Below are 26,257 nucleotides of genomic sequence, written 5' to 3'. Positions count from 1 at the left end.
CAGACCACAGACTTACAACCCTGAGAGGGATTGACGCATAGTGCTCGACGTCAACTTCTTCGACGAGCTCCGGATCGGTCTGGCCACCGCTGACGACATCCGCCAGTGGAGCCACGGCGAGGTCAAGAAGCCGGAGACCATCAACTACCGCACCCTGAAGCCCGAGAAGGACGGCCTCTTCTGCGAGAAGATCTTCGGCCCCACCCGGGACTGGGAGTGCTACTGCGGCAAGTACAAGCGCGTCCGCTTCAAGGGCATCATCTGCGAGCGCTGTGGCGTCGAGGTCACGCGCGCCAAGGTGCGCCGTGAGCGGATGGGCCACATCGAACTGGCCGCGCCCGTCACGCACATCTGGTACTTCAAGGGTGTCCCGAGCCGTCTGGGCTACCTGCTCGACCTGGCTCCGAAGGACCTCGAGAAGGTCATCTACTTCGCCGCGTACATGATCACGTACGTCGACGAGGAGCGCCGTACCCGCGACCTGCCCTCCCTGGAGGCGCACGTCTCGGTCGAGCGCCAGCAGATCGAGCAGCGCCGGGACGCCGACCTGGAGGCCCGCGCCAAGAAGCTCGAGGCCGACCTGGCCGAGCTGGAGGCCGAGGGCGCCAAGGCGGACGTGCGCCGCAAGGTGCGGGAGGGCGCCGAGCGCGAGATGAAGCAGCTGCGCGACCGCGCGCAGCGCGAGATCGACCGCCTCGACGAGGTGTGGAACCGGTTCAAGAACCTCAAGGTCCAGGACCTCGAGGGCGACGAGCTGCTCTACCGCGAGCTGCGCGACCGCTTCGGCACCTACTTCGACGGCTCGATGGGCGCCGCCGCGCTGCAGAAGCGCCTGGAGTCCTTCGACCTCGAGGAGGAGGCCGAGAAGCTCCGCGAGATCATCCGCACCGGCAAGGGCCAGAAGAAGACCCGTGCCCTGAAGCGCCTGAAGGTCGTCTCCGCGTTCCTGCAGACGTCCAACAGCCCCAAGGGCATGGTCCTGGACTGCGTCCCGGTCATCCCGCCGGACCTGCGTCCGATGGTGCAGCTGGACGGTGGCCGCTTCGCGACCTCCGACCTGAACGACCTGTACCGCCGTGTCATCAACCGCAACAACCGTCTGAAGAGGCTGCTCGACCTCGGCGCGCCCGAGATCATCGTCAACAACGAGAAGCGCATGCTTCAGGAGGCCGTTGACGCCCTCTTCGACAACGGCCGGCGCGGCCGCCCGGTCACGGGCCCCGGCAACCGCCCGCTGAAGTCCCTCAGCGACATGCTGAAGGGCAAGCAGGGCCGCTTCCGTCAGAACCTGCTCGGCAAGCGAGTCGACTACTCGGCGCGTTCCGTCATCGTCGTCGGTCCGCAGCTGAAGCTGCACCAGTGCGGTCTGCCCAAGGCGATGGCGCTGGAGCTGTTCAAGCCGTTCGTGATGAAGCGCCTGGTCGACCTGAACCACGCGCAGAACATCAAGTCGGCCAAGCGCATGGTCGAGCGCGGCCGCACCGTGGTGTACGACGTCCTCGAAGAGGTCATCGCCGAGCACCCGGTGCTGCTGAACCGTGCGCCCACCCTGCACCGCCTCGGCATCCAGGCCTTCGAGCCGCAGCTGGTCGAGGGCAAGGCCATCCAGATCCACCCGCTCGTGTGCACCGCGTTCAACGCGGACTTCGACGGCGACCAGATGGCCGTGCACCTGCCGCTGTCCGCGGAGGCGCAGGCCGAGGCCCGCATCCTGATGCTGTCCTCGAACAACATCCTCAAGCCGGCCGACGGCCGTCCGGTGACGATGCCGACCCAGGACATGGTCCTCGGTCTGTTCTTCCTCACCACCGACGGCGAGATGCGGGACGTGAAGGGCGAGGGCCGCTCCTTCTCCTCCGTGGCCGAGGCGATCATGGCGTTCGACGCCGGCGAGCTGTCGCTGCAGTCGCGCGTGGACATCCGCTTCCCGGTGGGCACCATCCCGCCGCGCGGCTGGACCCCGCCGGCGCGCGAGGAGGGCGAGCCGGAGTGGCAGCAGGGTGACAGCTTCCGGCTGACCACCACGCTGGGCCGCGCGCTCTTCAACGAGCTGCTGCCCGAGGACTACCCGTTCGTCGACTACGAGGTCGGCAAGAAGCAGCTCTCCGAGATCGTCAACGACCTCGCCGAGCGCTACCCGAAGGTCATCGTGGCGGCGACGCTCGACAACCTGAAGGCGGCCGGCTTCTACTGGGCGACCCGTTCCGGTGTCACCGTGGCCATCTCCGACGTCGTCGTGCCCGAGGCGAAGAAGGAGATCGTCAAGGGCTACGAGGCGCAGGACGAGAAGGTCCAGAAGCAGTACGAGCGCGGTCTGATCACCAAGGACGAGCGCACGCAGGAGCTCATCGCGATCTGGACCAAGGCGACCAACGAGGTCGCCGAGGCCATGAACGAGAACTTCCCGAAGACCAACCCGATCTTCATGATGGTGAACTCGGGTGCACGAGGCAACATGATGCAGATGCGTCAGATTGCCGGTATGCGTGGTCTGGTGTCGAACGCGAAGAACGAGACGATTCCGCGTCCGATCAAGGCGTCGTTCCGTGAGGGCCTGTCCGTGCTGGAGTACTTCATCTCCACGCACGGTGCCCGTAAGGGTCTGGCGGACACCGCTCTGCGTACGGCCGACTCGGGTTACCTCACCCGTCGTCTGGTCGACGTCTCCCAGGACGTCATCATCCGCGAGGAGGACTGCGGCACCGACCGCGGCCTCAAGCTCCGCATCGCGGAGCGCGGCGCGGACGGCGTGCTGCGCAAGGCGGGCAACGTCGAGACGTCCGTGTACGCGCGCTGCCTCGCCGAGGACATCGTCGTCGACGGCAAGGTGCTGGCCCCGGCCGGTACCGACCTCGGTGACGTGCTCATCGAGGAGCTGGTCAAGCACGGCGTCGAGGAGGTCAAGACCCGTTCGGTCCTGACCTGCGAGTCCGCCGTCGGCACCTGCGCGATGTGCTACGGCCGTTCGCTCGCCACCGGCAAGCTGGTCGACATCGGTGAGGCGGTCGGCATCATCGCCGCCCAGTCCATCGGTGAGCCCGGTACCCAGCTGACGATGCGTACCTTCCACACCGGTGGTGTGGCCGGTGACGACATCACCCAGGGTCTGCCGCGTGTCGTCGAGCTCTTCGAGGCCCGTACCCCGAAGGGTGTCGCCCCGATCTCCGAGGCCAGCGGCCGCGTCCGCATCGAGGAGACCGAGAAGACCAAGAAGATCATCGTCACCCCGGACGACGGCAGCGACGAGACGTCGTACCCGATCTCCAAGCGTGCGAAGGTCCTGGTCAGCGAGGGCGAGCACGTCGAGGTGGGCCAGCAGCTCACCGTGGGTGCCACCAACCCGCACGACGTGCTGCGCATCCTGGGCCAGCGTGCCGTCCAGGTCCACCTGGTCGGCGAGGTCCAGAAGGTCTACAACTCGCAGGGCGTGTCGATCCACGACAAGCACATCGAGATCATCATCCGGCAGATGCTGCGCCGTGTGACGATCATCGAGTCCGGCGACGCCGAGCTGCTGCCCGGCGAGCTGGTCGAGCGCTCCCGCTTCGAGCAGGAGAACCGTCGTGTGGTCCAGGAGGGCGGTCACCCGGCCTCCGGTCGTCCGCAGCTGATGGGTATCACCAAGGCGTCGCTGGCGACGGAGTCGTGGCTGTCCGCGGCCTCCTTCCAGGAGACGACCAGGGTCCTGACGGACGCGGCGATCAACGCCAAGTCCGACTCCCTGATCGGCCTCAAGGAGAACGTCATCATCGGTAAGCTCATCCCGGCCGGTACGGGCCTGTCCCGCTACCGCAACATCCGGGTCGAGCCGACCGAGGAGGCCAAGGCCGCGATGTACTCGGCCGTCGGCTACGACGACATCGACTACTCGCCGTTCGGCACCGGCTCCGGCCAGGCCGTGCCGCTGGAGGACTACGACTACGGTCCGTACAACCAGTAAGCGAGCAGCCTGACCCGAAGGGCGGTCACTCCGATTGCGGAGGGGCCGCCCTTCGGCGTGCCTGTGAGAGCCTCTGCGGGCTCTCGGGGGCCCTGGACGGCCTCCAGCGGCCGGGGTGGCCTGCGGCGCCGCAGCGGGCCGCCGACGCCCGCACAGGCGGTCGCGCGTGTCCGGAACATGAAATCGAAGATCATCCGGGGTTCAGGGGCTTGACACCTGGGGACCCGTGCTGCGGGCGCGGCCCATTTGTTTTGACCACAGCGAATGAGGTAGGTACGCTCAGACCTTGTGCCTGGGGTGTGCCCTGGCTCTCGTGCGTGCCTTCAGACCGTACGGCGAGCCATGAGCGGCCACCGTAATCTGTGCTGTTTTCGCCTTGCGGCGGGAGTCCGCCGGATTCGACACACCCGACCGCGTGGGTCGGCGACGTTCCAGGTTAGCTGTACCCATCGGCACACAGAAACCGGAGAAGTAGTGCCTACGATCCAGCAGCTGGTCCGTAAGGGCCGGCAGGACAAGGTCGAGAAGAACAAGACGCCCGCACTCGAGGGTTCCCCTCAGCGTCGTGGCGTCTGCACGCGTGTGTTCACGACCACCCCGAAGAAGCCGAACTCGGCCCTCCGCAAGGTCGCGCGTGTGCGTCTGACCAGCGGCATCGAGGTCACCGCTTACATTCCGGGTGAGGGACACAACCTGCAGGAGCACTCCATCGTGCTCGTGCGCGGCGGCCGTGTGAAGGACCTGCCGGGTGTTCGCTACAAGATCATCCGCGGTTCCCTCGACACCCAGGGTGTCAAGAACCGCAAGCAGGCTCGCAGCCGTTACGGCGCCAAGAAGGAGAAGTAAGAATGCCTCGTAAGGGCCCCGCCCCGAAGCGCCCGGTCATCGTCGACCCGGTCTACGGCTCTCCTCTGGTGACCTCCCTGATCAACAAGGTGCTGCTGAACGGCAAGCGCTCCACCGCCGAGCGCATCGTCTACGGCGCCATGGAGGGCCTGCGCGAGAAGACCGGCAACGACCCGGTCATCACGCTCAAGCGCGCTCTCGAGAACATCAAGCCGACCCTCGAGGTCAAGTCCCGCCGTGTCGGTGGCGCCACCTACCAGGTCCCGGTCGAGGTCAAGCCCGGCCGTGCCAACACCCTGGCGCTGCGCTGGCTGGTCGGTTACTCCCGCGCCCGTCGCGAGAAGACCATGACCGAGCGTCTGCTCAACGAGCTCCTCGACGCCAGCAACGGCCTGGGCGCCGCTGTGAAGAAGCGCGAGGACACGCACAAGATGGCCGAGTCCAACAAGGCCTTCGCGCACTACCGCTGGTAGTCGCTACCCCATCGAGAACCGAGAGAAGACGAAAGCCTTATGGCTACCACTTCGCTTGACCTGGCCAGGGTGCGCAACATCGGCATCATGGCCCACATCGACGCGGGCAAGACGACCACCACCGAGCGGATCCTGTTCTACACCGGCGTTTCGTACAAGATCGGTGAGGTCCACGACGGCGCTGCCACCATGGACTGGATGGAGCAGGAGCAGGAGCGTGGCATCACGATCACCTCTGCTGCCACCACCTGCCACTGGCCGCTGGACAACGTCGACCACACCATCAACATCATCGACACCCCGGGCCACGTCGACTTCACCGTCGAGGTGGAGCGTTCCCTGCGCGTGCTCGACGGTGCCGTGACGGTGTTCGACGGCGTCGCCGGCGTTGAGCCGCAGTCCGAGACCGTGTGGCGTCAGGCGGACCGCTACGGCGTTCCGCGTATCTGCTTCGTCAACAAGCTCGACCGCACCGGTGCCGAGTTCCACCGCTGCGTCGACATGATCTCCGACCGCCTGGGCGCGCAGCCGCTGGTCATGCAGCTGCCGATCGGTGCCGAGGCCGACTTCAAGGGCGTCGTGGACCTGGTCCGCATGAAGGCCCTGGTCTGGTCGGCGGAAGCCACCAAGGGCGAGATGTACGACGTCGTCGACATCCCGGCCACGCACACCGAGGCCGCCGAGGAGTGGCGCGGCAAGCTGGTCGAGGCCGTCGCCGAGAACGACGAAGAGATCATGGAGCTGTACCTGGAGGGCGAGGAGCCCACCGAGGAGCAGCTGTACGCCGCGATCCGTCGTATCACCATCGCGTCCGGCAAGGGCACCGGCACCACCGTGACCCCGGTGTTCTGCGGCACCGCGTTCAAGAACAAGGGCGTCCAGCCCCTGCTCGACGCGGTCGTGCGCTACCTGCCGTCCCCGGTCGACATCGAGGCCATCGAGGGCCACGACGTCAAGGACGCCGAGACGGTCATCAAGCGCAAGCCGTCCGACGACGAGCCGCTGTCCGCGCTGGCGTTCAAGATCATGAGCGACCCGCACCTGGGCAAGCTCACCTTCGTCCGCGTGTACTCCGGCCGCCTGGAGTCCGGCACCGCCGTGCTGAACTCCGTCAAGGGCCGCAAGGAGCGCATCGGCAAGATCTACCGCATGCACGCCAACAAGCGTGAGGAGATCGAGTCGGTGGGCGCGGGCGACATCGTCGCCGTCATGGGCCTGAAGCAGACCACCACCGGTGAGACGCTGTGCGACGAGAAGAACCCGGTGATCCTGGAGTCCATGGACTTCCCGGCGCCGGTCATCGAGGTCGCGATCGAGCCCAAGTCCAAGGGTGACCAGGAGAAGCTGGGTGTCGCCATCCAGCGTCTCGCGGAGGAGGACCCCTCCTTCCAGGTGCACACCAACGAGGAGACCGGCCAGACCGTCATCGGCGGTATGGGCGAGCTGCACCTCGAGGTGCTGGTCGACCGTATGAAGCGCGAGTTCAAGGTCGAGGCCAACGTCGGCAAGCCGCAGGTCGCGTACCGCGAGACCATTCGCCAGAAGGTCGAGAAGGTCGAGTACACCCACAAGAAGCAGACGGGTGGTACCGGTCAGTTCGGTCGCGTCATCATCTCGATCGAGCCGATCGAGAGCGGCGACATGGCCTACGAGTTCGTGAACCAGGTGACCGGTGGTCGCATCCCGAAGGAGTACATCCCTTCGGTCGACGCCGGCTGCCAGGAGGCGATGCAGTTCGGCATCCTCGCCGGCTACGAGATGACCGGTGTCCGGGTCATCCTGCTGGACGGCGCCTACCACGAGGTCGACTCCTCCGAGCTCGCGTTCAAGATCGCCGGTTCGCAGGCCTTCAAGGAGGCCGCGCGCAAGGCCAAGCCCGTGCTGCTCGAGCCGATGATGGCCGTCGAGGTCACCACGCCCGAGGACTACATGGGTGAGGTCATCGGCGACATCAACTCCCGCCGTGGCCAGATCCAGGCCATGGAGGAGCGGGCCGGTGCCCGCGTCGTGAAGGGTCTCGTGCCCCTTTCGGAGATGTTCGGTTACGTCGGCGACCTGCGCAGCAAGACGTCCGGCCGTGCCAGCTACTCCATGCAGTTCGACTCCTACGCCGAGGTTCCGCGGAACGTCGCCGAGGAGATCATCGCGAAGGCCAAGGGCGAGTAACGCTCCGCGTTCACACGCCGTAGGCTTGACTCCGGAGCCTCCAGGGGCATTCCACTGCAATCGCGGACGGAATGCCCCCGGGTTCCGGGCCTTTACAGCAAAGATCACCTGGCGCCGATGAAGTAAGGCGTACAGAACCACTCCACAGGAGGACCCCAGTGGCGAAGGCGAAGTTCGAGCGGACTAAGCCGCACGTCAACATCGGCACCATCGGTCACATCGACCACGGTAAGACGACCCTCACGGCCGCCATTACCAAGGTGCTGCACGACGCGTACCCGGACCTGAACGAGGCCACCCCGTTCGACAACATCGACAAGGCGCCCGAGGAGCGTCAGCGCGGTATCACCATCTCCATCGCGCACGTCGAGTACCAGACCGAGGACCGTCACTACGCCCACGTCGACTGCCCGGGTCACGCGGACTACATCAAGAACATGATCACCGGTGCCGCGCAGATGGACGGCGCGATCCTGGTGGTCGCCGCCACCGACGGCCCGATGCCGCAGACCAAGGAGCACGTGCTCCTGGCCCGCCAGGTCGGCGTTCCGTACATCGTCGTCGCCCTGAACAAGGCCGACATGGTGGACGACGAGGAGATCCTGGAGCTCGTCGAGCTCGAGGTCCGTGAGCTCCTCACCGAGTACGAGTTCCCGGGCGACGACGTCCCGGTCGTGAAGGTCTCCGCTCTCAAGGCCCTCGAGGGCGAGAAGGAGTGGGTGGACTCCGTCCTCAACCTGATGAAGGCTGTCGACGAGTCCATCCCGCAGCCGGAGCGCGACGTCGACAAGCCGTTCCTGATGCCGATCGAGGACGTCTTCACCATCACCGGTCGCGGTACGGTCGTCACCGGCCGTATCGAGCGCGGTGTCCTCAAGGTGAACGAGGAAGTCGAGATCATCGGCATCCGGGAGCAGAAGACCAAGACCACGGTCACCGGCATCGAGATGTTCCGCAAGCTGCTCGACGAGGGCCAGGCCGGTGAGAACGTCGGTCTGCTGCTCCGCGGCATCAAGCGCGAGGACGTCGAGCGCGGCCAGGTCATCATCAAGCCGGGCTCGGTCACCCCGCACACCGAGTTCGAGGCGCAGGCCTACATCCTGTCCAAGGACGAGGGTGGCCGCCACACGCCGTTCTTCAACAACTACCGCCCGCAGTTCTACTTCCGTACGACGGACGTGACCGGCGTGGTGACCCTCCCCGAGGGCACCGAGATGGTCATGCCGGGTGACAACACCGAGATGAAGGTGGAGCTCATCCAGCCCGTCGCCATGGAGGAGGGCCTGAAGTTCGCCATCCGCGAGGGTGGCCGCACCGTGGGCGCCGGCCAGGTCACCAAGATCCTGAAGTAAGTTCCGCTTGCTTGAGGGTCATCGACTGACCCAGGGGAGGCCCGTACGACTCCGGTCGTACGGGCCTCTTCGCGTTGCCGGGAGCCTTTCCGGGGCCCCGGGGCCAGGGGCTCTCGAAACTATTCGTTCCGCGGGACAGGTTCCCCCTCCCGCTCCCTGACTCCACTATTTGTCATGCCGTTTGGCAAATAGGGAGCGGAGGGGCTGTCGTATGTCTGTGGGACGCAGAACGGTGCTCGGGGCCGGTCTCGCCACCGTGCCGGTGCTGACCTCGGGGGCCGCCTGCGCCGCGGGTGGCAACGCAGGCGCCGGCGCTGACCGCGATCCGGCGGTGACCGACCCGGGGGCGTACATCTCCTTCACGGGCGGGGCGTTCTCCCTGGTCGGCGCCCCCGTCGTGGTCAGCGCGGCGGATCATCCCGGAGTCGTGCGGGTCGCGGGGGACCTGCGGGGCGACCTCGAACGCGTCACGGGCGTGCGCCCCGCCTCGACGGTCGGCCGGTTCCCGGTCCTTCTCGGCACGATCGGCCGCAGCCCCCTGATCGACGGCCTGATCGCGTCGGGCAAGCTGGACGTGACGGGCGTGCGGGGCCGCTGGGAGACCTCGCTGCAGACGGTTGTGGAGCATCCGGTGCCCGGCGTCGAGCGGGCGTTCGTCATCGCGGGCAGCGATCCGCGGGGCACGATCTTCGGCGCGTACGACGTCTCCTACGGCATCGGCGTCTCGCCCTGGCACTGGTGGGACGACGTGCCGCCGGTGCGGCGCGCCGGGGTGTGGGTGAAGGCCGGCCGGTACACGCAGGGCACGCCGGCGGTGAAGTACCGGGGCTTCTTCATCAACGACGAGAACCCGGCGCTCGGCACCTGGGCGCCGGCGTACTTCGGCCCCGGAAAGGCGCCGGGGTATCCGGCGGGCTTCAACGCGGACTTCTACGCGAAGGTGTTCGAGGTCCTGCTGCGGCTCAAGGGCAACTACCTGTGGCCCGCCGTCTGGGGCCGGGCCTTCGCCGAGGACGACCCGGACAACCACAGGCGGGCCGCCGAGTACGGCGTCGTCATGGGCACCTCCCACGAGGCCCCGATGATGCGCGGCATCGAGGAGTGGAACCGCCACGCGACCGCCGGGCACGACCCCTACGGGGGCACCGGCGCATGGTCGTACGTCCGCAACGCGGAGGCGATCCGCGCGTACTGGCGCGACGGCATCCAGCGCATGGTCGACCAGGGCTTCGAGGGCGTCGTGACCCTCGGCATGCGGGGCAACGGCGACACCGGCCTGCCCGACGGCGACGGCATCGAGCTGATGCGGCAGATCATCGCCGACCAGCGGAAGATCATCGAGGAGGTCACGGGCAGGCCGGCCGCCGAGACCCCGCAGGTGTGGACGCTGTACAAGGAGGTGCAGCGGTACTGGGACCGCGGCCTGCGCGCGCCCGACGACGTCACGGTGGTCCTCACGGACGACAACTGGGGCAACATCCGCAAGCACCCCGGCAGCGAGCGCGGCGGCGGCTTCGGCCTGTACTACCACTTCGACTACGTGGGCGCGGGCCGCAACTACAAGTGGGTCGACACGGCCAACCTCCGCAACGTCTGGGACCAGCTCCACCAGGCCCACGCCTACGGCAACCACGGCCTGTGGGTGGCGAACGTGGGTGACCTGAAGGGCAACGAGCTGCCCACCGAGTTCTTCCTGAACTACGCCTGGAACCCGGACAGTTGGCCGTTGGAGCGGCTGCCGGAGTGGGAGCAGCGGTACGCCCGGCAGAACTTCGGCGAGACCTCCGCGAAGGAGATCGCCGCCGTGCTCGCGGAGTACGGCCGCCTCCAGGCCCGCCGCAAGCCCGAGCTGCTGAACCGGCGGATCACCCTGAAGGACGGCAAGGTCGTCAACGACGACCGGCAGACCCCGTTCTTCTTCGTGCACCGCGAGCTGGAGCGGGTGACGCGGGAGTGGCGGCAGCTGGGCGGACGCGCGGAGCGGATCGCCCGGCGGCTGCCGGCGCAGTGGCAGGACGCCTGGTACGAACTCGCCGGCTACGAGGTGACGGCGACCGCGAACCTCTACGCCCTGCGGGAGGCGGAGTTCACGAACCTGCTCTACGCCCGGCAGGGCAGAGCGGCGACGAACGACCGCGCGGCCGCGGCGGAGGCCGGCCTGGCGCGGGACTTCGCCCTGGCCGACCGCTTCAACTCCGCTGTGACACACGGCAAGTGGAAGGGATTCCAGACCCAGCCGCACATCGACTACGGCGACGTGGACCGCTACGGCCCGAACGCGCCCTGGCAGCAGCCGGAGAAGGACAACGTGGCCCTGCCGGACGTGCTGTTCCCGGCGGTGCGGCGGATCGAGGTGCCGGAGGCGGCGGAGCTGGGGGTGTGCGTCGACGGTGCCGAGGACACGGGGGAGTGGTGGCCGGGCGGCGCCTCACGAGACGCCGTGCTGCCGGCGTTCAGCCCGTATCAGACCCGCCCCCAGCAGTACGTGGAGATCTTCAACCGGGGCCGTACGGCCTTCGGCTACGAGGTGCGGACCTCCGTCCCGTGGCTGGTGGTCGACCACCCGCGCGGCCGGGTGGGCCGGCAGGTCCGGCTGGAGGTCCGGGTGGACTGGACGAAGGCGCCCACCGGCCGCGCCGAGGGCACGCTGACCGTGACCGGCGCCGGTACGGCGGTCACGGTGCGCTGTGTGGCGGACCGGCCCTCCGTGCGGGGCCTGCGGGGCTTCGTGGAGGCCGGCGGCTATGTGGCCGTCGACGCCGAGCACTACGACCGCGCGGTGGGCGACTGGCGCCGGCTCGACGGCATCGGCCGCACCGGCGCGGGCATGACCCCGTGGCCGGTGACCACCCGGAGCCGCACCCCGGGCGGCTCCTCACCCCGCCTGGAGTACGAGGTCAGCCTGCTGTCCGACATCGAGGAGGTGACGGTGTGGGCGTACCTCTGCCCGCGCAATCCCGCGGTGCCGGGCGTCACGGGCCTCAGCTACGGCGTCTCGCTGGACGACGGCCCGATCCGCACCGTGGACGTCACGACGGGCGCGGACGACGGCGCGCTGAACGACGTCTGGGCCCGCAACACCTCGGACAACGTGAACTGCACGGCAACCCGCCACTCCGTGAGCGCCCCCGGCGTCCACTGCCTGAAGTTCTGGATGGTGGACCCCACGGTGGTGCTGCAGCGCCTGGTGATCGACACGGGCGGCATGCCGGAGCTGTATCTGGGGCCGCTGGAGAGCCGGAGGGTGTGACGGGCTCGCCGACCGCGCCGCCTCCCCGGCAGGGGGGTGCCGTACGATGCCCCCTCGTGGCGATACAGAATCCGAACCCCTGGGGATCCCCGTACGGCGGCCCGCCGCCCGTGCCGCCGAGCATCCCGGCGAAGGACCTGCGGCCGCGGCGCGTCTGGTACGTGGTGGCCGCGGTGCTGGGGCTTGTACTGGTGGGCGCCGGGATCGCCCTCATCGCGGTGACGGTGGTGAACTCGGTCAACTCGGTGGACACGTCCCGGAGTTTCTCCAGCGGTGAGTCGCGGACGTTCCGCTTCGTGGCGGGGAAGACCAAGGCGATCTACGTTTCCCAGTCCGGCCAGGGCCACGTCGACTGCCGGATCCTCGGCATGCGGTCCGGGTCGATGACCCAGCCGTCGAGCACCTTCCGCGTCACCTCCGGTTCCCGCAGCTGGGAGCGCGTCTTCGAGGTGAAGCCCGGCAGCACCGGCGACTACACGCTCATCTGCACCTCGGAACGGCCGGCCGAGTTCGCCCTGGGGGACAAGCCCCGGGTGGGCACGATGGTCGGCGGCATCCTGGGGGGCATCGGCTGCTTCCTCGCCGGATTCTTCGGCGCCGCGGCCATCGCCATCGTCACGGCGGTCCGCCGCAGCCGCCACCGCAAACGCCTCACGGCCGGCTGGGGGGCTCCGCCGCAGTGGGGCCCACCCCCTTCGGGCCCGGCCCCGTGGCCTCCGGCGGGCCCCGCGCACTAGCACGTCGCGGCACACGCCTTGCGCTCAGCGCCCCGCACCCGGTCGAAGGGCCGGGGCGGGGCGCTGTGACGTACGGGCCCGGAACACAACGTCCGCCGGGGTCAACAGCCCGGCCTGGGCCCGCCCTTGTGTCAGCTCGCCGGCTTGTCCTTGGACAGGGACACCACGGCGGTCTGGTTCGCCGTCACCGGCTGGCCGTAGTTCGGGTCGGTCGCGGTGGCCTTCGTGGTGACCTCCACGTCGCCCTTCTGGAACGGGGTCGTGCCGGTGGGGTCGGCCGTGGCGGTCCAGGCGGCCGGCGTACCCGGCTCGCAGGCGACCGTCGTGGCGTACGAGCCCTTGATCAGGACCTGCTTGGCGACCTGAGTGACGTTGCCGGAGACCGACACCTTCACCGGCTGGTTGCAGGTGACGGTACCGCCGACGGTGGCCTTGCCGTCGATGGTGCTGGCGGTGCCCGTGGGGTTGACGGAGACGCCGAGGGAGAGCGCGGCCGGCGGCGCCGGGTTGGCGATGTGCACCTCGCCGCGCAGCGCGGCGGTGCCTCCCTCGCAGTGCTGCTCGTACGTGGCGTCCAGTTTCTCGACGTACCCGTTGGGCCCGAACTTCACGTCCGAGACGCTGAACGAGCCGGTCAGGGTGTTGCAGCCGCGGCCGTTGCCGTCCAGGGACAGTCCGGGCTGGGACGCCGAGTTGAACGGGTAGCGGGTGGCGCCGGTGTAGTCGCCGGGCGTGAGCGCCTGGCCGGACGGGGCGGCGAGGTCCAGGCTCCACCAGTCGCCGTTCGCGCCGCTGACGCTGACGGCGATGTGGTTGTCGTCGGTGGAGGCGTAGACGTTCAGACCGTCCCCGGACGCCGTCGAGTAGGAGTACGACTGACCACCGCTGATGTAGTCACCCGCGTCGCCGCTGAACGCCAGCGAGCCGTCACTGACGGTCTGGGCCTGCGCGGCGGGAGCACTCAGGAGGCCGGTGGCACCGGCGAGGGCCAGCGTCAGCGCGCCGACGGCGGTGAGGCGGGCGAGGCCCGAGCCGGACCTGGAGACGCGGAACGGAGCGGTGAGCGAACGTGACATTCAGTCCCCCCAGAAGTGAGCGCGCACAGGCGTGCGGCGGAATGAGTGATGCGGACGATGACAAGCGCGACGGATGTGGCTTGACCACCCATGTGGAGAGCGATCTGCGCGACGCGTTCGTTACCGACCTTGATCGCTCAGGATCCTGCCACGCCCCACTGACAATCCCGCCGGCACGGCCGAGTTGGCCCCGCGCGTCGCACCGGGGCGCCGGCCACCGGTTTCCGGCGCGCGGAAGCACACCTCGGCCCACACGGTCTTGCGCGGGTGCCGCCCGTGGGCGACACCCCAGCGGTCGGCGAGTGCGTCCACAAGGAGGAGTCCGCGACCCGATTCGCCGTCTCCCGCCGAGCGTTGGAGCCTTGGAAGGCGGTCACCGCGCGTGTCGGTGACCTCGATGCGGAGCCTGTCGCCGACGACGTACAGAAGCAACCAGAAGTCACGGCCGGGGACGCGGCCGTGCGTGACGGCATTCGCGGCGAGCTCGGCGACGATCTGCGTCGCCCTTTCCAACGGCAGCTCCCACGCTCGGAGTTGCTGTTCGCTGAGCAGCCGGGCGAGGCGGGCCCCACGCGGCGTGGGAGACAGACGGACGCTGAAGTGGGGGATGGAGCCGTCGAGTTGGCCATCAGAGGCAGTCGTTTCCTGATTCATGTCACTGAGCGTGGTGGAACCTGCTTCCGTAGGAGAGTGACTGCGCCTGTACGTACGGTGACTGTCCTGGGTTTGTCTCGGCTGTCTCGTCTGTCTCGGGCGTTGTACGGCGCAGGAGTGCGCGCCGAAGGAGGACCAGAGCCGTGGGCGAGGGTGTGGACGAGGCCGGCTGGGACGTCGAGCCCGGGGATGAGATCGAGCCGCTGGTGCAGGCGGTGGGACGGCTCCTCAAGGTCTGCAGGGAGGCGGCCGGGCTCAGCGTGCCAGAGCTGGCCGAGGCGCTCGGCTACGGCGAGGACATGATCCGCAAGATCGAGCGCGGGGTGCGGATTCCCCGGCCGGAGCTGCTGGACAGGGCGGACAGGACGCTGAAGGCGCAGGGGCATCTGCGGGCCTTCATGGAGGACATGAAGAAGGCCCGGTATCCGAAGAAGGTGCGGCAGCTGGCGGAGATGGAGGGGCGGGCCGTGGAGATGCTGCTGTACAGCAACCACAACATCCATGGCTTGTTGCAGACGGAGGAGTACGCGCGAGCCCTGCTCCGCACGTGGCGTCCGGCCTACTCGCCGGACGAGCTGGAGCGCATGGTGGCCGCTCGCATGGCCCGGAAGTCGGTCTTCGAGCGCTCGCCCGCACCGGAGTTGAGCTTCGTCCTGGAAGAGGTGACGCTGCGGCGCCCGATCGGGGACACAATGGTGCTGCGCCGACAGCTCGAACACATGCTGCAGGTGGCGCAGTTGCCGTTCGTGGAGCTTCAGGTGATGCCGACCGCCCGCGCGAACCATCCGGGAACGGGGGGCCGTATCCAAGTGCTGAAGTTCGCAGACGGCACGGGGATGGGGCGTACCGACGGCGACTTCTCCGGCCGCCCGGTGTCGAACCCCAGGCAGCTCCGTGTCCTCGACCTGCGCTATGGCATCATCCGGGCTCAGGCGCTCACGCCAGAGGAGTCTCTGGTCTTCATCGAGCAAGCGCTGGGAGAACTATGAGCACCCCGGAACTCCACTGGTTCAAGAGCAGCTACAGCGACAGCAGTAATGGCAACGACTGCCTCGAAGTCGCCCCCACCCCCACCGCCATCCACCTCCGCGACTCCAAGAACCCCGACGGCCCCCGGCTGGCGCTCACGCCGAGGGCCTGGGCGGAGTTCGTGAGCCACGCGTCTCGGAGCGGTGCAGCAGTCTGATCCGGACGGAGGTCCAGACGGACCACGCTGCCAGAGCGAAGAAGGCGGCACGTCCGTCGTGCAGGAGCCGCGGCTCGCCTTTGACGTAAGCGCCGGCCATGATGCCGATGGCCCCGGCAAGAGAAAGCACGCTGTAGCCGATCGACCCCTGCCCGCCTCTACGACCGGGACACCGACAGCTACCCGGTCTCTCACTACTCGCCCTCGTTCGCCCGCTCCGCGCTGAAACGCGGCTGCACCGGCGTACGGCTTGCGGGCGGGGCGTGACGTCCGCCCGCGGCGGAATCACCGGAAGCGGCCGGGCAAGGCCCGCAGCAGAACCAGCTCGCGCAGCAGGACCGGGGTGTCCAGGCGGCCCAGCGAGCCGGTGACGCCGTCCAGGAAGACGACCTGACCCTGGTGGTTGTGGGCGTACAGCAGGTGCCCGGTGATCTCGTGGCCGCCGATCTCACGGCGTACCCAGATCACGCCACGGGTGTCAGGGCCCGGTTCCGCGACCGCTCTGATCACGTCGTCCCAGTCGCTCACCCGCACCTGCCGGAACCCGGGGAAGCAGCGGCGGGCGAGCCGGTCCCACCAGCCGGGCGCCTCGTGGGACGGCTGCCAGGGCAGGGCGGCGGACGGGGTGCCGTCGACTCCGCAGTGCACGGCGACCACGCAGCCGCGCGTTGAGCCGGCGGGGCTGGCCTTGGACCCGGTGGGCGGCCTCGGCCGGGGCCACCGGGTCCAGGTCGGCGAGCGGTCCTTGGGGACGACAACCGAGGCCGCCGGCATGGGGTGCCGGGAAAGCCGGGCTGGGGGAGCGCCCGGCAGCCATCAGCCAGGCTGTGGCCGACTCGTGCACCGGAGACCGATCGGCCAGTTCCACCACGCCGCCGTACATGGCCCGCAGCCGGCCCGCGGCCTGCCGTTCCGGGTCGACACCCCACCCGGCGTCCTGCCACACCCGCCAGGAGCCCGGCCAGGCGCCGTCGGCCCGCAGCGCCAGGTACTGGTGGACCGGCAGGGCTGTGGGCGGGAAGTGGGGCTCTGTGCCGTCGTGCGGCACGACGACGACCGAGCTGAAGGGAGCCAGAGTCGGGTCTCCCGCGTTCAGGTGCTCCCGGAAGTCGAAGCGCACGGTCCAGCCGTACGGGAACTTGATCGCCGTGTCCGGGAGCACGACGACGGAATCAACGCGCTCCGGGTAGGACTTGGTCCGCAGATAGCGTTCCGCCGCCGCCACGGCTTCGTCCCGGGTCACCATCCGTGCTCCTCCGCGCGGTCGGTCATCCCGTGGGCCGTCGGTCGCACCGCGCCGGCCGCGAGCAGCGCAGCACCAACACCTCGGCAGCCTGGCCTGGGCGCTTTCGGGCAAGAGCCGGCCGAACTCGCTGAGGACGATGTCGAAGGCGCGCCGCACGCCCACAAGCCGCTACGACCTGTCCTCGATGCACGAGGCGGTGCACGCGGGGCACGAGTCGCCGTCCGTCGTCTCTCCGGAGGGCATCCCGGTGCTCCCGGCCCGCGATCGACGATGGTCTGGAGGTTCGCCCGGGTTGTTCACGAGACCAGGAACGAATACCGGGCGTTGCCCACACTGCCGTCCAAAGGCTCGTCGCGCGAGGTCATCGGTCGCGGTTCTCCGTCCCCGGACAGCGCAGCTCCAGCCAGGTCGGCAGGTGCCTCTCCGCGTTCTCGGCCAGACGCCAGCCGTACTCGCCATGGGCGATCTCGTAGGCGCGTCGTGCGCCCAGAATCCGATAGTAGCTCTGCTCGATGACGACACTGTGCACACCGCCGGGGCAGGGGATGGGCGGAGCTCCCTCGGGCTGGACGGGGACGCAGCGAAGACGCTGGTGGTCCAGCATCCGCCGGAGTCCCTGCTCCTGGACGTGCGGGTCGGTGACGCGCTCTCGCCGCAGCCGGTCGAGGTCGATCCACATTCGCCTCCACCAGCGTGGTCTCGTGAGCCCACGGTTCGAAGACGGTAGATCGTCCACTTCCAGCAGGATCAGCACGAGCAGGGGGAGACGGGTGAGCAGCCACAGCGGGGGCCCCCACACCCACTGCAGGCAGTAGCGCGTCCACAGGCGCAGGGCCGACCTGGGGGGACGGGGGCTCCATGCGTGGTCCGTCGCTTGTGTGGAGGTCATGCCAGTGCTCCCAACCCACGATCGACGATCCCTTTGTACTTCTCGTACTTGCCGTGCACGTCGTCGGAGACGGCCCTCTCGGCGGACTCGTACAGCTTGTATCCGCGGTATGCGGCTTCGGGGGCCCGTGAAGCCCATGAGGTGGGATCGATGAAGCTCTTTCCCGTTCCGTCGTGCACCAGGGCATCGGCCAAGGCAGGGATCCTACGCAGCGGGGTGCTCTCGATGAGTTTCGGGGTGACGAGTTTGTCGAGGAGCTTCACCGGGCTGGTAAGCGGACGTTCGTAGCGGGTGGCGTCGTTGAACACGCGTTCCGTCGCCATGGCGAACCGGCCCTTGAAGGTGTCGGCAGTGGCCCGAAGGACGGTTTTTCCCTCGCCGAACAGGGAGTTCTTGAACGCCGTGGCGATCTTTGCGCCGTTCGCCTTCCCCGCGATCTCCGCGATGCGGTCGGCCGCCTTGAAGGAGTCGGCCGCGATCTCCACACCGCGGAAGCTCTGCCAGGCGACCTTGCCGCCCTTGAGCAGGTCACCGAAGGGCACGAAGCCGGCGAGGTCGAGGCCGATGTCGGCCCACGACCCCTTCTTCGCCCCGGCGGCCCAGCCGACACCGTGGAAGGCGAGGGCGCCGGTGTTCAGGGCCCTGGCAAGGATCTCGAAGACGGCGGCGCCGATGATCGTCTCGGAGAAGACGATGGCCAGTACGTCGCATGCGGCGGCCGCCATGTTCAGCCAGTCGCCGATCTTGTAGATCGTGTCCGCGTGCTTCTGGATCCAGTGCCAGAGGTCGCCTGCGAGGGCCTTGATCTCGTCGCCGATCGAGGAGAGGAGGTCGCCGAGCTTGTGGAGCAGGGACTCGTCCGGTGCGGCCTCGGCCGCCTTGCGGATCGTCGCCGCGGCGGCGCGGGCGACCTCGTCGTGGTGGGTGAGCAGCGCCTCGGCCTTCTTGATGACGGCGGCCAGCTCGTCGCGGGCCTGGTTCACTCGCCTGGTCGCACGGTCCAGGCGCTGCTGCGCCCGGTCCGCCTCCGCCTGGGTGTCGAACGTCCTGCCCGCGAGCTGGAGGGCCGGGTCGTTCTGCGCCGCCTTCAGCGCCTTGCGCGCCTGCTCGGCCTCCAGCTCGTAGTGGCCGGCCAGGGTCTGGAACTCGCGCAGGCGGGTCTCCCAGTCGGCCAGCGCGTGTGTGGCGTCGAGCAGCGAACTGTGCGCGGTGGCCAGGTACTTCGGCAGGGAGCCGGTCTTCTTCGCGAAGGCGCTCGCCGCCTCACCCACCCAGGCGCCGTCCGTTCTGCCCAGCCGGGTCAGCGTCGCGTGGGCGTCGTGCAGTTGCCCGGTGACGCTGGTGAGCGAGGCGACCAGGTGGTGGACCGAGGCGGGGACGCCGGGCGCGGGGTCGAAGCCGAGCGCGTCGTACATGGGGGTGGTCATGAGGTCGGTCTCCTCGACGCGGCCAGTAGGAGGTGTCAGTAGGAGCTGAAGGGGGAGGCGGAGGAGGTGGTGGTGAGGGAGGGGGCAGGCTCCTCGGCGTCGCCGAAGGTGATCGTGTGGGCGATGTCGGCGAGGACCGCCTGGTAGTGGAAGAGGTCCTGGACGTCGGGCGTGCTCAGGCAGAGCAACAGCAGCCGGTCGTCCCGGGGGAACGGCAGCCAGACCTCGATCCGTACGAAGTACTGCTCGCGCTCGTCGTCCGCATCCGGTGCCGCTGCCTCCGGCAGGTCCCACACCGCACGGCTGCCGGCGATGTGTACGACCGCGGGGCCGGCCGGCAGGCTGACCGGCTGGACCTCACCCGCCTCGCCGTTCCCGGCCGCCTTGTCGAGGGTCTCCGCGATACCCGCGGCCGTGAGGTGCGGGTCGGGGTTGCCCAGCTCACGCACGCTGACGGTGAGGGTGGCGCGGCTGATGCGCTCCGGCGGGCCGGAGCCGTCCCGGCCGCCGCCGACGGGGAAGACGCCGAGCGCGTTGTAGACGGCGCCGCCCTCGACGAGCCGCTCCGCGTTCGCCCCGTACATGGCCGCCGTCAGCGCGCGCAGCGGCTCCAGGTCCTCCCGCTCGCCCCAGTAGTCGCGGGCGAACTGTCGTAGCCGCTCGTCGAAGGTGTCCTCGTCCTGTCCGATGCCCAGCGGGACCTCGTGGAACTCGGGCTGCACCTGGAAGCGGAAGGCCGGCGCAGCCGGATCCGGTACGGGAGTCACCGCTCACCGATCTTGACGGACCTCACCAGCGCGGTGACCTCGTCCTCCAGGCCCTGGTAGACCCGGCCCGACTCGGCGACCTTCTCGGTGACGCCCGTGGTGGCCTTGGCGATCTGCTTGATGCCGTAGCCCCACTTGTCCTGGAACTCGTCACAGGCTTCCTCCAGCTCCTTCGAGCCGGTGCCCGTGGGGCCGATGTCCTTCAGCTGCTTCATGGCGGACCGCATGGCGCCCGCGCACTCGCTGAGCTCCTTTACGAGCCGGACCAGTGCTTCGAACTCGACCTTGACGTAGCCGGTCATCGCCGTCGTCCTCCCCCGGGATTTTCCGCGGCGATTTTGGCACACCGCCTGCGGCCGGGCCGGATCGCACGGTTCCGGGGGTACAAGGCGGGCACAGTTCGTCCCTGAAGGCTTCACACTCCGGCTCGCGGCGCCTCCGGTTTGACCTACGTCACCCCAGGGGTATTCTCTCCGGCTCGATTGGCATCCGCCCGGCCCGATATGGCAGACTGTCCGAGTTGCTCGGTCGAGTGTTGATGCTGCGCGCCTCCCGCCGGGAGGACCGGAAGCGAGTCCCACAGTACTCGTCGTCCTAACTGCCCTCGGGCAGCACTGGGGCGGACGTACGGGAATCTTCCGGGAAGCGTGGGCGCGGCACCGGCCAGGCGCCCGGTGGGCCTGAAGGTCCTCGGTCCGCGGTTCCGGAAGGGCCGTCGTAATCCCGCAGGGATGTTCGAACAAGGGACATCTGTGTCAGCGGGAGCGCGACACGCCCGACCGCGTGGGTCGGAGAAACGACGGCAGCAGAAGGAATCCGCCGGGTTCCAGAGCGTGAGAGAAGACAGGACTACTGAGTAGCCATGGCGGGACAGAAGATCCGCATCCGGCTCAAGGCCTACGACCACGAGGTCATCGACTCCTCGGCGAAGAAGATCGTCGAGACGGTGACCCGCACTGGTGCGTCGGTCGCGGGCCCGGTGCCGCTGCCCACTGAGAAGAACGTGTACTGCGTCATCAAGTCGCCGCACAAGTACAAGGACTCGCGCGAGCACTTCGAGATGCGCACGCACAAGCGCCTGATCGACATCCTCGACCCGACCCCCAAGACCGTTGACTCTCTGATGCGACTCGACCTGCCGGCCGGTGTCGACATCGAGATCAAGCTCTGAGGCTGGTGGGCTGAGAATGGCTAAGCAGATCAAGGGCATCCTGGGCGAGAAGCTCGGCATGACGCAGGTGTGGGACGAGAACAACCGTGTTGTTCCGGTCACCGTCGTCAAGGCCGGCCCCAACGTCGTGACCCAGGTTCGTACCAACGACGTCGACGGCTACGAGTCCGTTCAGATCGCCTTCGGCGAGATCGACCCGCGCAAGGTGAACAAGCCCCTCAAGGGCCACTTCGCCAAGGCCGACGTCACCCCCCGTCGCCACCTCGTCGAGATCCGCACGTCGGACGCCTCCGAGTACACGCTGGGCCAGGAGATCACCGCCGAGGTGTTCGAGGCCGGCGTGAAGGTCGACGTCACCGGCAAGAGCAAGGGCAAGGGCTTCGCCGGTGTCATGAAGCGCCACAACTTCGGTGGCCTCGGCGCCGGTCACGGCACCCAGCGCAAGCACCGCTCGCCCGGTTCCATCGGTGGCTGCGCCACCCCGGGCCGTGTGTTCAAGGGCCTCCGCATGGCGGGTCGCATGGGCAACGAGCGGGTCACCACCCAGAACCTGACCGTCCACGCCGTTGACGCGGAGAAGGGCCTGCTGCTCATCAAGGGCGCGGTTCCCGGTCCGAACGGCGGCCTCGTCCTGGTCCGCACCGCGGCCAAGGGGGCCTGAGGTAACCGATGAGCACTGTTGACATCCTTTCGCCGGCTGGCGAGAAGGCCGGTTCCGTCGAGCTCCCCGCGGAGATCTTCGACGCCAAGGTCAGCGTCCCGCTGATCCACCAGGTCGTCGTCGCGCAGCTGGCCGCTGCCCGCCAGGGCACGCACAAGACCAAGACCCGCGGTGAAGTCCGTGGTGGCGGCAAGAAGCCGTACCGCCAGAAGGGCACCGGCCGCGCCCGCCAGGGTTCGACCCGCGCGCCGCAGTTCGCCGGTGGTGGCGTCGTGCACGGTCCCGTGCCGCGCGACTACTCGCAGCGCACCCCGAAGAAGATGAAGGCCGCCGCCCTGCGCGGTGCCCTCACCGACCGGGCGCGTCACAACCGCATTCACGTCGTCTCCGGCGTGATCGAGGGCGAGACCCCGAGCACCAAGGCCGCCAAGAGCCTGTTCGGCAAGATCTCGGAGCGCAAGAACCTGCTCCTGGTCGCCGAGCGCTCCGACGAGGCCGCGTGGCTGTCCGCCCGCAACCTGCCCCAGGTCCACATCCTGGAGCCGGGCCAGCTGAACACGTACGACGTTCTCGTCTCGGACGACGTGGTCTTCACCAAGGCCGCTTTCGAGTCCTTCGTCGCCGGCGCGCCCACTGCTGCGCGGATCAACGACACCGAAGGGAGCGAGGTCTGATGGCCATCCGTCACCCCGCTATCGCCTCGAAGGCCGCCAAGGCCGCCAAGGCCGCGCGCGTCGCCAAGGCGCGCCGTCACGCCGCCGAGGGCAAGAACACCGTCGAGACCCCGCTGAGCAAGTCGTACACGGACCCCCGTGACGTCCTGCTGAAGCCGGTCGTCTCCGAGAAGAGCTACGCGCTGCTCGACGAGAACAAGTACACGTTCGTCGTCGACCCGCGGGCCAACAAGACCCAGATCAAGGAGGCCGTCCAGGCGGTCTTCGACGTCAAGGTCACCGGGGTCAACACGATCAACCGCCAGGGCAAGCGCAAGCGGACCCGCACCGGTTTCGGCCAGCGTGCCGCGACCAAGCGCGCGATCGTGACCCTCGCCGAGGGCGACCGTATCGACATCTTCGGCGGTCCGACCGCGTAAGCGGGTCGGATCGTCCGATATCGGACGAGGACTGAGAAATGGGAATCCGCAAGTACAAGCCGACTACGCCGGGCCGTCGTGGCGCCAGCGTTGCCGACTTCGTCGAGGTCACGCGGTCCACGCCGGAGAAGTCGCTGGTCCGTCCCCTGCACAGCAAGGGCGGCCGTAACAACGCCGGTCGTGTGACCGTTCGCCACCAGGGTGGCGGACACAAGCGCGCCTACCGAGTGATCGACTTCCGTCGTCACGACAAGGACGGCGTGCCGGCGAAGGTCGCGCACATCGAGTACGACCCCAACCGCACCGCGCGCATCGCGCTCCTGCACTACGCGGACGGCGAGAAGCGCTACATCCTCGCGCCGCGTGGCCTGAACCAGGGCGACCGCGTCGAGAACGGTCCCGGGGCCGACATCAAGCCGGGCAACAACCTCGCCCTGCGCAACATCCCGGTCGGTACGACCCTGCACGCCATCGAGCTGCGTCCGGGCGGCGGCGCGAAGTTCGCCCGCTCCGCCGGCGCCTCCGTGCAGCTGCTCGCGAAGGAGGGCTCCATGGCCCACCTGCGCATGCCGTCCGGTGAGATCCGCCTGGTCGACGTCCGCTGCCGCGCCACCGTCGGCGAGGTCGGCAACGCCGAGCAGAGCAACATCAACTGGGGCAAGGCCGGTCGCAAGCGCTGGCTGGGCGTTCGCCCGACCGTGCGTGGTGTGGTCATGAACCCCGTGGACCACCCGCACGGTGGTGGTGAGGGCCGGACCTCCGGTGGCCGCCACCCTGTGTCCCCGTGGGGCAAGAAGGAAGGCCGTACTCGTTCGCCCAAGAAGGCGTCGAACAAGTACATCGTCCGCCGCCGCAAGACGAACAAGAAGCGCTAAGGACGGGTTGAGATGCCTCGTAGCTTGAAGAAGGGACCCTTCGTCGACGACCACCTGATGAAGAAGGTGGACGCCCAGAACGAAGCGGGCTCTAAGAACGTCATCAAGACCTGGTCCCGTCGCTCGATGATCGTCCCGGCCATGCTCGGTCACACGATCGCGGTGCACAACGGCAAGACCCACATCCCGGTGTTCGTCACCGAGTCGATGGTCGGCCACAAGCTCGGCGAGTTCTCGCCGACGCGCACCTTCCGGGGCCACGTCAAGGAAGACCGGAAGTCGAAGCGCCGCTAGGCGCGGATCGCAACAGACACGTAAGTAACTGGAAGGACAACCATGGAAGCCAGGGCCCAGGCGCGGTACATCCGCGTCACGCCCATGAAGGCCCGCCGTGTGGTGGACCTCATCCGTGGCATGGACGCCACGGAGGCCCAGGCCGTCCTGCGATTCGCCCCGCAGGCTGCCTCGGTTCCGGTTGGCAAGGTGCTCGACAGCGCCATCGCCAACGCCGCGCACAACTACGACCACACCGACGTCGACTCCCTGTACGTCTCCGAGGCGTACGTCGACGAGGGCCCGACCCTGAAGCGGTTCCGTCCGCGCGCCCAGGGCCGTGCCTACCGGATCCGCAAGCGGACCAGCCACATCACCGTGGTCGTCAGCAGCAAGGAAGGAACCCGGTAATGGGCCAGAAGGTAAACCCGCACGGGTTCCGGCTCGGTGTCACCACCGACTTCAAGTCGCGCTGGTACGCCGACAAGCTGTACAAGGACTACGTCAAGGAAGACGTCGCCATCCGCCGGATGATGACGTCCGGCATGGAGCGCGCCGGCATCTCCAAGGTCGAGATCGAGCGCACCCGTGACCGCGTGCGTGTGGACATCCACACCGCCCGCCCGGGCATCGTCATCGGCCGCCGCGGCGCCGAGGCCGACCGCATCCGCGGTGACCTGGAGAAGCTGACCGGCAAGCAGGTCCAGCTGAACATCCTCGAGGTCAAGAACCCGGAGACGGACGCTCAGCTGGTGGCCCAGGCCGTCGCCGAGCAGCTGTCCTCCCGCGTCTCCTTCCGCCGTGCCATGCGCAAGAGCATGCAGTCGGCGATGAAGGCGGGCGCCAAGGGCATCAAGATCCAGTGCGGTGGCCGCCTCGGCGGCGCCGAGATGTCCCGCTCGGAGTTCTACCGCGAGGGCCGCGTGCCCCTGCACACGCTCCGCGCGAACGTGGACTACGGCTTCTTCGAGGCCAAGACGACCTTCGGCCGCATCGGTGTGAAGGTCTGGATCTACAAGGGCGACGTCAAGAACATCGCCGAGGTCCGCGCCGAGAACGCTGCCGCCCGTGCGGGTAACCGCCCGGCCCGCGGTGGCGCCGACCGCCCGGCCCGTGGTGGCCGCGGTGGCGAGCGGCGCGGTCGCAAGCCGCAGCAGGCTGCCGGTGCCGAGGCCCCCAAGGCCGAGGCTCCCGCCGCCGCTCCGGCTGAGAGCACCGGAACGGAGGCCTGACCGTCATGCTGATCCCCCGTAGGGTCAAGCACCGCAAGCAGCACCACCCGAAGCGCAACGGTATGTCCAAGGGTGGGACGCAGGTTGCGTTCGGCGAGTACGGCATCCAGGCGCTGACCCCGGCCTACGTCACGAACCGCCAGATCGAGGCGGCCCGTATCGCGATGACCCGTCACATCAAGCGTGGCGGCAAGGTCTGGATCAACATCTACCCCGACCGTCCCCTCACCAAGAAGCCGGCCGAGACCCGCATGGGTTCCGGTAAGGGTTCGCCGGAGTGGTGGATCGCGAACGTCAAGCCCGGACGTGTGATGTTCGAGCTGTCGTACCCCAACGAGAAGATCGCCCGTGAGGCGCTGCTTCGAGCGGCCCACAAGCTGCCGATGAAGTGCCGGATCGTCAAGCGCGAGGCAGGTGAAGCGTGATGTCGGCCGGTACCAAGGCGTCCGAGCTGCGCGAGCTGGGCAACGAGGAGCTTCTGGCGAAGCTCCGCGAGGCCAAGGAAGAGCTGTTCAACCTCCGCTTCCAGGCGGCGACGGGCCAGCTCGAGAACCACGGCCGTCTGAAGGCGGTCCGCAAGGACATCGCCCGGATCTACACCCTCATGCGTGAGCGTGAGCTCGGCATCGAGACGGTGGAGAACGCCTGATGAGCGAGAGCAACGTGACTGAGCAGAACAAGGAAGCGCGCGGTTTCCGCAAGACCCGTGAGGGTCTGGTCGTCAGCGACAAGATGGACAAGACCGTCGTCGTCGCCGTCGAGGACCGCGTCAAGCACGCGCTGTACGGCAAGGTCATCCGCCGTACCAACAAGCTCAAGGCGCACGACGAGCAGAACGCCGCGGGTGTCGGCGACCGCGTCCTCCTGATGGAGACCCGGCCGCTGTCCGCGACGAAGCGCTGGCGCGTCGTCGAGATCCTCGAGAAGGCCAAGTAATTCCTGC

27 protein-coding genes and 1 pseudogene are annotated in these 26,257 nt (G+C 68.3%); 20 read left to right on the top strand and 8 right to left on the bottom strand.

The annotated features are described in order from the left end of the window. Positions 1-40: 40 nt before the first annotated feature. The 7 genes from OG956_RS14225 (at position 41) to OG956_RS14195 (ending at position 12,764) form a co-directional block, all read left to right on the top strand. Positions 41-3,940: a DNA-directed RNA polymerase subunit beta' gene (locus OG956_RS14225; protein WP_330338340.1), complete on the top strand. Its 3,900-nt coding sequence runs from the start codon at positions 41-43 to the stop codon at positions 3,938-3,940. 474 nt (positions 3,941-4,414) lie between these two features. Continuing rightward, complete coding sequence (gene rpsL / locus OG956_RS14220; RefSeq protein WP_003948652.1) at positions 4,415-4,786, top strand: 30S ribosomal protein S12; 372 nt, start codon at positions 4,415-4,417, stop codon at positions 4,784-4,786. A gap of 2 nt (positions 4,787-4,788) precedes the next feature. Further along, a complete protein-coding gene (gene rpsG / locus OG956_RS14215; RefSeq protein WP_029386961.1) occupies positions 4,789-5,259 on the top strand; it encodes a 30S ribosomal protein S7 in 471 nt (156 codons plus the stop codon). A gap of 39 nt (positions 5,260-5,298) precedes the next feature. Next, entirely contained in the window at positions 5,299-7,425 is a 2,127-nt protein-coding gene (gene fusA / locus OG956_RS14210) for an elongation factor G (protein WP_330338339.1), read from the top strand. Between the two features lie 158 nt (positions 7,426-7,583). Beyond that, positions 7,584-8,777, top strand: coding sequence for an elongation factor Tu (gene tuf / locus OG956_RS14205; RefSeq protein ID WP_330338338.1), 1,194 nt, complete (start codon positions 7,584-7,586; stop codon positions 8,775-8,777). Positions 8,778-8,988: 211 nt separating this feature from the next. After that, the gene (locus OG956_RS14200) at positions 8,989-12,027 is read left to right on the top strand and encodes a glycosyl hydrolase 115 family protein (protein ID WP_330338337.1); all 3,039 of its coding nucleotides are present in this window, start codon (positions 8,989-8,991) and stop codon (positions 12,025-12,027) included. A 56-nt stretch (positions 12,028-12,083) separates the two neighbouring features. After that, positions 12,084-12,764, top strand: coding sequence for a serine/arginine repetitive matrix protein 2 (locus OG956_RS14195; protein WP_330338336.1), 681 nt, complete (start codon positions 12,084-12,086; stop codon positions 12,762-12,764). A 131-nt stretch (positions 12,765-12,895) separates the two neighbouring features. Here OG956_RS14195 and OG956_RS14190 read toward each other — a convergent pair whose 3' ends face one another. Together OG956_RS14190 and OG956_RS14185 are read right to left on the bottom strand one after the other, a co-directional pair. Next, entirely contained in the window at positions 12,896-13,840 is a 945-nt protein-coding gene (locus OG956_RS14190; protein ID WP_330338335.1) for a hypothetical protein, read from the bottom strand. Between the two features lie 120 nt (positions 13,841-13,960). After that, complete coding sequence (locus tag OG956_RS14185; protein WP_330338334.1) at positions 13,961-14,494, bottom strand: ATP-binding protein; 534 nt, start codon at positions 14,492-14,494, stop codon at positions 13,961-13,963. A gap of 143 nt (positions 14,495-14,637) precedes the next feature. Between OG956_RS14185 and OG956_RS14180 the strand changes: the two genes are divergently transcribed. Continuing rightward, a complete protein-coding gene (locus tag OG956_RS14180) occupies positions 14,638-15,483 on the top strand; it encodes a helix-turn-helix domain-containing protein (RefSeq protein WP_330338333.1) in 846 nt (281 codons plus the stop codon). Further along, positions 15,480-15,680 (top strand): DUF397 domain-containing protein, encoded by a 201-nt coding sequence (locus tag OG956_RS14175; protein ID WP_330338332.1) that lies wholly within the window; start codon positions 15,480-15,482, stop codon positions 15,678-15,680. The genes OG956_RS14180 and OG956_RS14175 overlap by 4 nt, the downstream gene beginning before the upstream one ends. 285 nt (positions 15,681-15,965) lie before the next feature. On the opposite strand, the gene OG956_RS14170 is transcribed toward OG956_RS14175, so the two are convergent. From OG956_RS14170 to OG956_RS14145, 6 genes and pseudogenes are all read right to left on the bottom strand, one after another. Continuing rightward, positions 15,966-16,454 carry a toxin glutamine deamidase domain-containing protein gene (locus OG956_RS14170; protein ID WP_330338331.1) on the bottom strand — a complete coding sequence of 163 codons (489 nt, stop codon included), beginning with the start codon at positions 16,452-16,454 and terminating at the stop codon, positions 15,966-15,968. Positions 16,455-16,692: 238 nt separating this feature from the next. Then, positions 16,693-16,926: pseudogene (locus OG956_RS14165) on the bottom strand (YrhB domain-containing protein); the annotation flags it as partial. Between the two features lie 361 nt (positions 16,927-17,287). Next, a complete protein-coding gene (locus OG956_RS14160; protein WP_330338330.1) occupies positions 17,288-17,815 on the bottom strand; it encodes a hypothetical protein in 528 nt (175 codons plus the stop codon). Beyond that, positions 17,812-19,242: a putative T7SS-secreted protein gene (locus OG956_RS14155; RefSeq protein ID WP_330338329.1), complete on the bottom strand. Its 1,431-nt coding sequence runs from the start codon at positions 19,240-19,242 to the stop codon at positions 17,812-17,814. The genes OG956_RS14160 and OG956_RS14155 overlap by 4 nt, the downstream gene beginning before the upstream one ends. A 35-nt stretch (positions 19,243-19,277) precedes the next feature. Further along, positions 19,278-20,009 (bottom strand): hypothetical protein, encoded by a 732-nt coding sequence (locus tag OG956_RS14150; RefSeq protein WP_330338328.1) that lies wholly within the window; start codon positions 20,007-20,009, stop codon positions 19,278-19,280. After that, on the bottom strand, positions 20,006-20,311 hold the full coding sequence (locus OG956_RS14145) for a hypothetical protein (protein ID WP_330338327.1): 306 nt from the start codon (positions 20,309-20,311) through the stop codon (positions 20,006-20,008). The genes OG956_RS14150 and OG956_RS14145 overlap by 4 nt, the downstream gene beginning before the upstream one ends. A 560-nt stretch (positions 20,312-20,871) precedes the next feature. Between OG956_RS14145 and rpsJ the strand changes: the two genes are divergently transcribed. Genes rpsJ through rpsQ form a run of 11 tightly spaced genes read left to right on the top strand, consistent with a single transcriptional unit; the run spans position 20,872 to position 26,250 of the window. Further along, the gene (gene rpsJ / locus OG956_RS14140; RefSeq protein ID WP_003948644.1) at positions 20,872-21,180 is read left to right on the top strand and encodes a 30S ribosomal protein S10; all 309 of its coding nucleotides are present in this window, start codon (positions 20,872-20,874) and stop codon (positions 21,178-21,180) included. A 16-nt stretch (positions 21,181-21,196) separates the two neighbouring features. Then, the gene (gene rplC, locus OG956_RS14135; protein WP_218514970.1) at positions 21,197-21,841 is read left to right on the top strand and encodes a 50S ribosomal protein L3; all 645 of its coding nucleotides are present in this window, start codon (positions 21,197-21,199) and stop codon (positions 21,839-21,841) included. 8 nt (positions 21,842-21,849) lie between these two features. Further along, positions 21,850-22,515, top strand: a complete 666-nt coding sequence (gene rplD, locus OG956_RS14130) for a 50S ribosomal protein L4 (protein WP_330338326.1) — start codon at positions 21,850-21,852, stop codon at positions 22,513-22,515. Continuing rightward, complete coding sequence (gene rplW / locus OG956_RS14125; RefSeq protein ID WP_014674371.1) at positions 22,515-22,934, top strand: 50S ribosomal protein L23; 420 nt, start codon at positions 22,515-22,517, stop codon at positions 22,932-22,934. The genes rplD and rplW overlap by 1 nt, the downstream gene beginning before the upstream one ends. A 38-nt stretch (positions 22,935-22,972) precedes the next feature. Further along, positions 22,973-23,809, top strand: a complete 837-nt coding sequence (gene rplB / locus OG956_RS14120; RefSeq protein ID WP_330338325.1) for a 50S ribosomal protein L2 — start codon at positions 22,973-22,975, stop codon at positions 23,807-23,809. Between the two features lie 12 nt (positions 23,810-23,821). Beyond that, positions 23,822-24,103 carry a 30S ribosomal protein S19 gene (gene rpsS / locus OG956_RS14115; RefSeq protein WP_330338324.1) on the top strand — a complete coding sequence of 94 codons (282 nt, stop codon included), beginning with the start codon at positions 23,822-23,824 and terminating at the stop codon, positions 24,101-24,103. A 42-nt stretch (positions 24,104-24,145) separates the two neighbouring features. After that, positions 24,146-24,493, top strand: a complete 348-nt coding sequence (gene rplV / locus OG956_RS14110; RefSeq protein WP_159668538.1) for a 50S ribosomal protein L22 — start codon at positions 24,146-24,148, stop codon at positions 24,491-24,493. After that, positions 24,493-25,314 carry a 30S ribosomal protein S3 gene (rpsC, locus tag OG956_RS14105; RefSeq protein ID WP_014674374.1) on the top strand — a complete coding sequence of 274 codons (822 nt, stop codon included), beginning with the start codon at positions 24,493-24,495 and terminating at the stop codon, positions 25,312-25,314. Before rplV ends, rpsC begins: the two co-directional genes overlap by 1 nt. Before the next feature lie 5 nt (positions 25,315-25,319). Beyond that, positions 25,320-25,739, top strand: a complete 420-nt coding sequence (gene rplP, locus OG956_RS14100; protein WP_030174541.1) for a 50S ribosomal protein L16 — start codon at positions 25,320-25,322, stop codon at positions 25,737-25,739. After that, the gene (rpmC, locus tag OG956_RS14095; protein ID WP_007494763.1) at positions 25,739-25,963 is read left to right on the top strand and encodes a 50S ribosomal protein L29; all 225 of its coding nucleotides are present in this window, start codon (positions 25,739-25,741) and stop codon (positions 25,961-25,963) included. The genes rplP and rpmC overlap by 1 nt, the downstream gene beginning before the upstream one ends. Continuing rightward, positions 25,963-26,250 (top strand): 30S ribosomal protein S17, encoded by a 288-nt coding sequence (gene rpsQ, locus OG956_RS14090; RefSeq protein WP_330338323.1) that lies wholly within the window; start codon positions 25,963-25,965, stop codon positions 26,248-26,250. The genes rpmC and rpsQ overlap by 1 nt, the downstream gene beginning before the upstream one ends. Positions 26,251-26,257 lie beyond the last annotated feature (7 nt).

It is taken from the genome of Streptomyces sp. NBC_00557 (genome assembly GCF_036345995.1).
In the GTDB taxonomy this organism is placed as follows: domain Bacteria; phylum Actinomycetota; class Actinomycetes; order Streptomycetales; family Streptomycetaceae; genus Streptomyces.
The sequence above is the reverse complement of the archived record's forward strand: the minus strand, read 5'-3'. Positions and strand labels throughout refer to the sequence as shown.

What these genes read in the sequence shown, in the direction of transcription:
- rpsG (WP_029386961.1), top strand. Translation starts at nt 4,789, where the DNA reads ATGCCTCGTAAGGGCCCCGCCCCGAAGCGCCCGGTCATCGTCGACCCG.
- fusA (WP_330338339.1), top strand. Translation starts at nt 5,299, where the DNA reads ATGGCTACCACTTCGCTTGACCTGGCCAGGGTGCGCAACATCGGCATC.
- OG956_RS14200 (WP_330338337.1), top strand. Translation starts at nt 8,989, where the DNA reads ATGTCTGTGGGACGCAGAACGGTGCTCGGGGCCGGTCTCGCCACCGTG.
- OG956_RS14190 (WP_330338335.1), bottom strand. Translation starts at nt 13,840, where the DNA reads ATGTCACGTTCGCTCACCGCTCCGTTCCGCGTCTCCAGGTCCGGCTCG.
- OG956_RS14185 (WP_330338334.1), bottom strand. Translation starts at nt 14,494, where the DNA reads ATGAATCAGGAAACGACTGCCTCTGATGGCCAACTCGACGGCTCCATC.
- OG956_RS14175 (WP_330338332.1), top strand. Translation starts at nt 15,480, where the DNA reads ATGAGCACCCCGGAACTCCACTGGTTCAAGAGCAGCTACAGCGACAGC.
- OG956_RS14170 (WP_330338331.1), bottom strand. Translation starts at nt 16,454, where the DNA reads ATGCCGGCGGCCTCGGTTGTCGTCCCCAAGGACCGCTCGCCGACCTGG.
- OG956_RS14160 (WP_330338330.1), bottom strand. Translation starts at nt 17,815, where the DNA reads ATGACCTCCACACAAGCGACGGACCACGCATGGAGCCCCCGTCCCCCC.
- OG956_RS14155 (WP_330338329.1), bottom strand. Translation starts at nt 19,242, where the DNA reads ATGACCACCCCCATGTACGACGCGCTCGGCTTCGACCCCGCGCCCGGC.
- OG956_RS14145 (WP_330338327.1), bottom strand. Translation starts at nt 20,311, where the DNA reads ATGACCGGCTACGTCAAGGTCGAGTTCGAAGCACTGGTCCGGCTCGTA.
- rpsJ (WP_003948644.1), top strand. Translation starts at nt 20,872, where the DNA reads ATGGCGGGACAGAAGATCCGCATCCGGCTCAAGGCCTACGACCACGAG.
- rplC (WP_218514970.1), top strand. Translation starts at nt 21,197, where the DNA reads ATGGCTAAGCAGATCAAGGGCATCCTGGGCGAGAAGCTCGGCATGACG.
- rplD (WP_330338326.1), top strand. Translation starts at nt 21,850, where the DNA reads ATGAGCACTGTTGACATCCTTTCGCCGGCTGGCGAGAAGGCCGGTTCC.
- rplW (WP_014674371.1), top strand. Translation starts at nt 22,515, where the DNA reads ATGGCCATCCGTCACCCCGCTATCGCCTCGAAGGCCGCCAAGGCCGCC.
- rplB (WP_330338325.1), top strand. Translation starts at nt 22,973, where the DNA reads ATGGGAATCCGCAAGTACAAGCCGACTACGCCGGGCCGTCGTGGCGCC.
- rpsS (WP_330338324.1), top strand. Translation starts at nt 23,822, where the DNA reads ATGCCTCGTAGCTTGAAGAAGGGACCCTTCGTCGACGACCACCTGATG.
- rplV (WP_159668538.1), top strand. Translation starts at nt 24,146, where the DNA reads ATGGAAGCCAGGGCCCAGGCGCGGTACATCCGCGTCACGCCCATGAAG.
- rpsC (WP_014674374.1), top strand. Translation starts at nt 24,493, where the DNA reads ATGGGCCAGAAGGTAAACCCGCACGGGTTCCGGCTCGGTGTCACCACC.
- rplP (WP_030174541.1), top strand. Translation starts at nt 25,320, where the DNA reads ATGCTGATCCCCCGTAGGGTCAAGCACCGCAAGCAGCACCACCCGAAG.
- rpmC (WP_007494763.1), top strand. Translation starts at nt 25,739, where the DNA reads ATGTCGGCCGGTACCAAGGCGTCCGAGCTGCGCGAGCTGGGCAACGAG.
- rpsQ (WP_330338323.1), top strand. Translation starts at nt 25,963, where the DNA reads ATGAGCGAGAGCAACGTGACTGAGCAGAACAAGGAAGCGCGCGGTTTC.